Below are 6,358 nucleotides of genomic sequence, written 5' to 3'. Positions count from 1 at the left end.
CGTAGCGTTTGAACATCTGGAACGGCGTGGAAAAGGCTGCCGCCCATCCGGTCGGGTAGTGGTTGTAGGTTTCCGGTGTGCCCAGGACGTCGATGTACTGCAGGTTCTCCTCGAGGGAGTCCGGGTAGCCGTTGAAGAATTTGTTCTCGTTGACCGATCCGTTGGGCGAACCTTCTCCGGAGGCTCCGTTGTCGGCACAGTAGATGACCACGGTGTTGTCGCGTTGCCCGGTCTGCTCCAGGAAATCGATGATCCGCCCCACCTGGGCATCGGTGTATTCGGAGAATCCGGCGAACACCTCGGCCATGCGGGAGAACAGTCGCTTCTGGTCGGGGCTGAGCGAATCCCACGGCAGCACTTGGTCATCGGGTACCGCGACATCCTTGGGCAGCGGGTTGAGCGGAGTCAACTGAGTGCCCTTGGGCATGACGCCCTTGTCGATCATCCGCTGCAGCACCCACGTGCGGTACGCCTCGTAACCGTCGTCGAACTGGCCCTTGTATTTGGCGGCGTAGTCGGCCGGGCTGTGATGCGGGGCATGATTCGCGCCCGGGCAGAACCACATGTACCACGGCTTGGACGGGTTGCTCGAGCGCTGATCGCGAATCATCTTGATCGCGTTGTCCGCCAAGTCTTTCGACAGGTGATATCCCTGTTCCGGCGTCTGCGGCGGATCGATGAACCGGTTGTCCTCCACCAGGTCGGGATACCAATTGTTGGTCTCACCACCCAGAAACCCGTAGTAGCGATCGAAACCCTTGGCCAACGGCCATTCCGACTTCGAGCCGCCGGAGGAGACATCCTCCTCGGGCACGTTGTGGTTCTTGCCGACCCAGAACGTGGAATAGCCGTTGTCCTGCAGAACCTGCCCCACCGTCGCGCACTGCGCCGGCAGGCGCCCGGCCGAACCGGGAAAACCGTTGGTGGCCTCGGTGATCGCGGCGAAACGGTTCACGTGATGGTTGCGACCGGTCAGCATCGTGGAACGGGTCGGCGAGCACAATGCGGTGGTGTGCCACTGGGTATACATCAGGCCGCTGTCGGCCAGCTTCTGCAAGGTCGGCATATTGATCCGGCCGCCGTACGGCGACCACGACGCCAAGCCGGTGTCGTCGTACAGCACGACCAGAATGTTCGGCGCTCCCTCGGGAGCCTTCTTCACCTCGAACGGTTTCCAGTCCGGCTTGGAATCCCGAACATCGAGCTCGATATCACCGTCGAACCCCTCGTTGATCCCGGTGCCGTATCCCGGAGGACCATCCTTCTTGGAGTCACCGCACGCGGCCAGCAACGGGAGTGCGGCAGCGCCCGCCCCCGCGGCCGCGAGACCACCCAATAACCCGCGCCTGGATAGTTTGCCCCGCTTGGACTGGGATTCGGAATCGGAAGACGCGGACGAGGACTGATGATCTTCGGTCGGCTCCATTACTGCAACCTAGAGCAGTTTGTTCACTGTTCTGAATGGAACTTCATTGCGCGTTGCTGCAATGTTGCTGATTCGCGACAAAAGGTGGCAGCGTGTCGCGGCGGGTTTCATTCGGGCAGTACGCATCGGAAACCGAGATGGCAGGTCGAAGTGTCCTCGGATTGCCCCTGCCGGGCAGCGGGACGATACCGCAGGCAGTAATTCGGCGCGCAGAGATACGAGCCGCCCTTGACCACCCGGCGCGGAAATCGCTCTCCAGGTTCGAGCGGCGGCGGCGCATCAACCCGGGTAGGAGCGCAACAGGAGTTCGCGGCGACTCCGTGTTCGCCCCGGAAATAGTCGGTCGTCCATTCCCATACGTTCCCGCACACGTCGAACAGGCCGTACCCGTTGGGCGGATAGGCGCCGACCTTGGTCGTGCCCGGTTGCGCGACTTGCGCTCGGCCGGGCATGAATTCCCACGGAAACCGCCCCACCCAGGTATTGGCCATCCGCCGTCCCCGCGGCTCGAACTCGTCACCCCACGGGAACGTCGCCGCCGAGCCGCCACGCGCGGCGAATTCCCACTGCGCTTCACTCGGCAGCGACTTGCCCGCCCACTCGGCATACGCGGCGGCGTCCGCGAAGGCGATATGGGTCACCGGGTGCAGGGTGCGCCCATCCAGATTCGTACCGGGCCCACCCGGATGACGCCAATTCGCGCCCGGGACATACGCCCACCACTGCCGCCAATCATCCAGCGGCACCGGCCCGCTCGTGGGTCGGAACACCAGCGCGCCCGGTATCAGATCCGCCGGGTCGGCCCCCGGGAAGTCGGCCGGATCGAGGTCACGCTCGGCGACGGTCACATATCCGGTGTCACGCACGAACCGGTGAAAGGCCGCGGCCGTCACCGGATGGGCGTCCATCCAAAAGGGCTCGACCTGTTTCTCCCGAATGGGCCGCTCTTCGGGAAAATACTCCAGCGAACCCATGGCAAAGACTCCACCGGGAACACGAACCATGCCCTTGCGCGTCGTCACCGCGCCCCCTTTCGCCATCCCGCACAGCGCTCTGCGCCGTCGACCAGCAACGATCGATCGTCCAAAATATCGCCGGGACAAGCTACTACACACGTCGAGCGCAATGCGTCACCCTCGCGCGGCGCGCTGAAGCCGGTTGGCCGTGCGCGGAACGATCACCGAGGCTTCCGTCTGTGTGGACACTGGCCAGTGGTGATACCGATCAGGGTCTGGAAAGCTTTCAGCTATCAAAAAATTCGATGATAGCTTTTGAATACCGAAGACCATCGACGAGTTCATCTCAGATTTCGACGGAATTGGTAGCCGAGATTCGCCGGAAGGAGCCGAAACCATGCGCGCAGGAGTTTCCCGGTCACTGATCACCGCGACCGTTGCCGCCCCGCTCGTTATCCTTCTCGCACCGCCCGCAGCCGCCAACCAGCCCGTGTCACCCGATGCCGAACGACCGGCGGCGGCCGCCCCAGTGGACCAGCCCGTGCTGTCCGACATCGACGAGTTCTATATCCACGTGACCATTTGCGTCCATATCCCGACGCCCGGATCCGCGACCTTGGACTGGTGCTGGCCCTAGCCGGTCGCCGGATCGGCGCACGTGAAATGTCCACATACCTCTCAGGTTTTCGATCCGATCAGCTCGGAAACGCGGGATCCCAGCGCCCGGCCGGCAGCCAATAGCGGTTCTTTGGAACGCAATGTGCGGCTGAGGATGAACGCGCCTTCCAAGGCGCAGAGGGTGGCGACCATCAATTCCCTTGCGTCCGCCGCGGTGAGGCCACGGCGAACGAAATAGGCTGTGCCGTCGTCGATCCAGGATTGGATTACTTCCGCTGCCACGTCGCGGATTCGGGGCTCGCTGTCTGCTACCTCGCCTGCGACGGTGCCGACGGGGCACATGTTGATCCAGCCGTTCTGTTCGATGGTTTCGGCGGCTGCGGTGAAGGCGGCGGGGAGGGCTTCGCGGAGGTCGTCGTGGGCGTCCATCAGGAGGGGGAGGAGTTGGATGTAGGCGGCGCCGGAGGTGCGGAGGGCTTCGGCGGCGATGGCGGATTTGCCTGCGGGGAAGTGGTGGTAGAGGGAGCCCATGGGGGCTCCGGAGGCGGCGGTGATCTGTTTGACGGTGATGGCGCTGTAGCCCTGCACGCGCATGAGTTCGGCGACGGCGGTGACCAGGCGGTCGCGGGTGGTGGTTGACAGGTTCTCGGGCACGGATCCAGACTAGAGCAAACGCACTAGAGCGTATGCTCTAGAGGAGGAGTTGGTTATGCCGATTGCCGAAGTCAGTGCGGGGAGAATCCATTACGTCGAGCGGGGTGAGGGGCCCGCGGTGGTGCTGTTGCACGGGCTCCTGATGAATCACACGCAGTGGGATGCCGTCATCGACAAACTGCCCGAAGGGTTCCGGTACGTGCTGCCGGATCTGCCGCTGGGGTCGCATCCGGAGCCGATGCGCGCGGACGCGGACCTGAGCATGCGAGGGCTGAACCAGTTGATCGCGGATTTCCTCGCGGCGCTGGATCTGCGCGATGTCACGCTGGTGCACACCGATTGGGGTGGCAGCCTGTTCCTCACCGCCTACGGTCTCGACGAGCGCGTCGGCCGGATGATCGTCCTGCCGTGCGAGGCGTGGACGAATTTCCCGCCCGGACTACCCGGCAAGACCGTGACGGTCGCCGCGTACGTGCCCGGCGCACTCACCTTGGGGCTCAAGCAGTTCCGCATCCGGTGGATCCGGTCCTCACCTCTGATGTTCGGCTGGATGGCACGCTACGGGCTCAGCGATGAGCTCGTGCACGGCTGGACCGAACCCGGCCTGCGGGACAAGCGGATTCAGCGCGACATGCTCGCCTACGGGAAGTCCAAGCGCTCCAAGGCCGAGCTCATCGCGAATACCGAAGCGCTGCGGAACTTCTCGGGCGAGGCGCTGATCCTGTGGTCGTCGGCGGGCAAGGTGATGCCGCGCGAGCACGGGCGGCGGCTGGCCGAGATCATCCCGAAGGCCCGGCTGGTGGAGATCGACGACGCCTACGTGCTGTCGATGATCGACCAGCCCGACGCGGTCGCCGAAGCCATGTCGGGATTCCTCACCGGCGCGGTGATCGATCACGGGTAGCGGACGTTACTCTTCGGTATCGTCGGTGCCGCGATCACCGGAGACACGAGAGGCGCGCCATGCCCAGTTTGCTCAGTCGGGCCGTGCCCGTCTTCCTGCGGATCACCCAGGCCAACAAGCCCTTCATCACCGCCGAGGGCGCGCGAAACCACATCCGCGAGCGCAGCATTCGACCGCAGCCTTACGGGCCGCCGCGGCTGCTGCGCCCGGATGTCACGATCGAGGTGCGCGTCGAGAACGGGTGGCCGATCTACACGTTGACGCCCCGCAGCGGCGCGACGCGCGGGAACGTCGTCTACTGCCATGGTGGCGGCTGGGTCAATCAGGTGGTCCGCCAGCATTGGGAGCTGGCCGCCGACATCGCCGCGCGCGCCGGGACGACGGTCACGCTGCCCATCTATCCGCTGATCCCCTACGGCACGGCCGACCAGGTGATCCCGGTGATCGCGGAACTAGTGCGCGCCAACTGGCGACAGTACGGGGAGGTCTGCCTGGCGGGCGACTCCGCGGGCGGGCAGATCGCCCTGTCCACGGCCGTCACGCTGCGGGATGCCGAGGAGCCGAGTGTGCCTCGGACAGTGCTGATCTCACCCGCGCTGGACCTCTCGCTCAGCAATCCGGAGATCCTCACCGTCCAGCCCGACGATCCTTGGCTCGGCCGCGACGGCGGCCTGGTCCTGGGCGAGCATTGGCGCGGCCCGCTGCCGATCACCGACCCCATGGTCAGCCCGCTGTTCGCCGATTTCACCGGGCTCGGCCCGCTCACCGTCTTCTCCGGCACCCGCGACATCCTGATGCCGGATATCCGGATCATGGTCGAGAAGGCCGCGGCGGCGGGCGTCGAAGTCGACTATCACGAAGTGGCGGAGCTGGTCCACGTCTATCCGCTGACACCGACGCCGGAAGCGTGGCGGGCGCGCCGCATCATCATCGACGCGTTGCGTGCCGCGCTGGCGTCGGCACCGGTGCGCGCCTGACGAATACCTATGCCTGCGGGCCGTTTTCGGCCAGCCACTTGCGCACACGGGTGGCCGAAGCGCGCGAGAGCCAAGCGTCCTGCACGACTTCGGTGAGTTCCTGCAATGTCAGTTCGGGAATTCGACTGCCGCGCACCAGAACCGAGAGGTGGCCGTCGAAATGCTTGGTGGTGAAGAACGGTGAGCCGGGGTCCTGAACGAGGGCCAGTTTGTCATCCTCCGCGGGCACCCAGAACACGATGACGTCGTCGTAGCGTTCCCCGGTCTCCGGGTCGAAGGCGTCGGGGCGCGGACTGCGGAAGAAGACGAAGGATTTGCCGCCCACCTGATAGACCGGATTACCGGCCGGGCCGTCGACGATGGTCACGTGCGGCATGGCGTTGGCCAGGTCATGGACATCGGCCAGGCGGGCGCGGCGCGATCGGCTCGATGCTTGGCGGGGTCTGCTCGGCACCTCGTCGAGTGTATCGGCGCGCACAGCCGCCCGGGCCGCGAGCTGGGTTTATGCGTGCCTGCTGGCACAGAATGCGGCAAATCACATAGGTTGGACGCCATGGCGCGGCGTGTCGATGGAAACCTCCCCGAAGAGGTGACTAGCTTCGTCGGCCGCCGCCAGGAACTGGCTACCGCGAAGCGACTGCTGCCCACCACCCGGGTGCTCACCCTGCTGGGTCCCGGCGGCATGGGCAAGACGCGACTCTCGCGGCAGATCGGGCAGCTGGTCGCCCGGGCCTTCCCGGACGGAGTGTGGCTGGTCGAGCTGGCCGACGTGCGGGATCCCGCGCTCGTCACGCTGATGGTGACCGAGGCGCTGAACCTGCGC

General features: G+C 65.2%; 7 protein-coding genes and 1 pseudogene. 4 read left to right on the top strand and 4 right to left on the bottom strand.

All coding sequences use genetic code 11. The annotated features are described in order from the left end of the window. Together ACWELQ_RS34665 and ACWELQ_RS34660 are read right to left on the bottom strand one after the other, a co-directional pair. Positions 1 to 1,426 (bottom strand): sulfatase-like hydrolase/transferase (locus ACWELQ_RS34665; RefSeq protein WP_452401238.1); only part of this gene is annotated, 1,426 nt, incomplete at its 3' end. A 107-nt stretch (positions 1,427 to 1,533) separates the two neighbouring features. Continuing rightward, positions 1,534 to 2,430, bottom strand: a complete 897-nt coding sequence (locus tag ACWELQ_RS34660) for a formylglycine-generating enzyme family protein (RefSeq protein WP_452401240.1) — start codon at positions 2,428 to 2,430, stop codon at positions 1,534 to 1,536. A gap of 349 nt (positions 2,431 to 2,779) precedes the next feature. Between ACWELQ_RS34660 and ACWELQ_RS34655 the strand changes: the two genes are divergently transcribed. Next, positions 2,780 to 3,019 carry a hypothetical protein gene (locus ACWELQ_RS34655; protein ID WP_452401237.1) on the top strand — a complete coding sequence of 80 codons (240 nt, stop codon included), beginning with the start codon at positions 2,780 to 2,782 and terminating at the stop codon, positions 3,017 to 3,019. Between the two features lie 41 nt (positions 3,020 to 3,060). Here the strand turns inward: ACWELQ_RS34655 and ACWELQ_RS34650 are convergent, their stop codons facing one another. Beyond that, a complete protein-coding gene (locus ACWELQ_RS34650; RefSeq protein WP_452401236.1) occupies positions 3,061 to 3,654 on the bottom strand; it encodes a TetR/AcrR family transcriptional regulator in 594 nt (197 codons plus the stop codon). Positions 3,655 to 3,709: 55 nt separating this feature from the next. On the opposite strand from ACWELQ_RS34650, the gene ACWELQ_RS34645 reads away from it, so the two are divergent. Beyond that, positions 3,710 to 4,558, top strand: coding sequence for an alpha/beta fold hydrolase (locus tag ACWELQ_RS34645; RefSeq protein ID WP_452401235.1), 849 nt, complete (start codon positions 3,710 to 3,712; stop codon positions 4,556 to 4,558). Positions 4,559 to 4,617: 59 nt separating this feature from the next. Beyond that, on the top strand, positions 4,618 to 5,535 hold the full coding sequence (locus tag ACWELQ_RS34640; RefSeq protein ID WP_452401234.1) for an alpha/beta hydrolase fold domain-containing protein: 918 nt from the start codon (positions 4,618 to 4,620) through the stop codon (positions 5,533 to 5,535). Positions 5,536 to 5,542: 7 nt separating this feature from the next. On the opposite strand, the gene ACWELQ_RS34635 is transcribed toward ACWELQ_RS34640, so the two are convergent. Then, a complete protein-coding gene (locus ACWELQ_RS34635) occupies positions 5,543 to 5,911 on the bottom strand; it encodes a hypothetical protein (protein ID WP_452401239.1) in 369 nt (122 codons plus the stop codon). 177 nt (positions 5,912 to 6,088) lie between these two features. On the opposite strand from ACWELQ_RS34635, the pseudogene ACWELQ_RS34630 reads away from it, so the two are divergent. Next, a pseudogene (locus tag ACWELQ_RS34630) lies at positions 6,089 to 6,358 on the top strand (ATP-binding protein); the annotation flags it as partial.

The organism is Nocardia sp. NPDC004722 (assembly GCF_053601505.1).
The sequence above is the reverse complement of the archived record's forward strand: the minus strand, read 5'-3'. Positions and strand labels throughout refer to the sequence as shown.

Excerpts from the sequence above, each read along its gene's own strand:
- ACWELQ_RS34660 (WP_452401240.1), bottom strand. The coding sequence starts at position 2,430 with ATGGTTCGTGTTCCCGGTGGAGTCTTTGCCATGGGTTCGCTGGAGTAT.
- ACWELQ_RS34655 (WP_452401237.1), top strand. The coding sequence starts at position 2,780 with ATGCGCGCAGGAGTTTCCCGGTCACTGATCACCGCGACCGTTGCCGCC.
- ACWELQ_RS34645 (WP_452401235.1), top strand. The coding sequence starts at position 3,710 with ATGCCGATTGCCGAAGTCAGTGCGGGGAGAATCCATTACGTCGAGCGG.
- ACWELQ_RS34640 (WP_452401234.1), top strand. The coding sequence starts at position 4,618 with ATGCCCAGTTTGCTCAGTCGGGCCGTGCCCGTCTTCCTGCGGATCACC.
- ACWELQ_RS34635 (WP_452401239.1), bottom strand. The coding sequence starts at position 5,911 with ATGCCGCACGTGACCATCGTCGACGGCCCGGCCGGTAATCCGGTCTAT.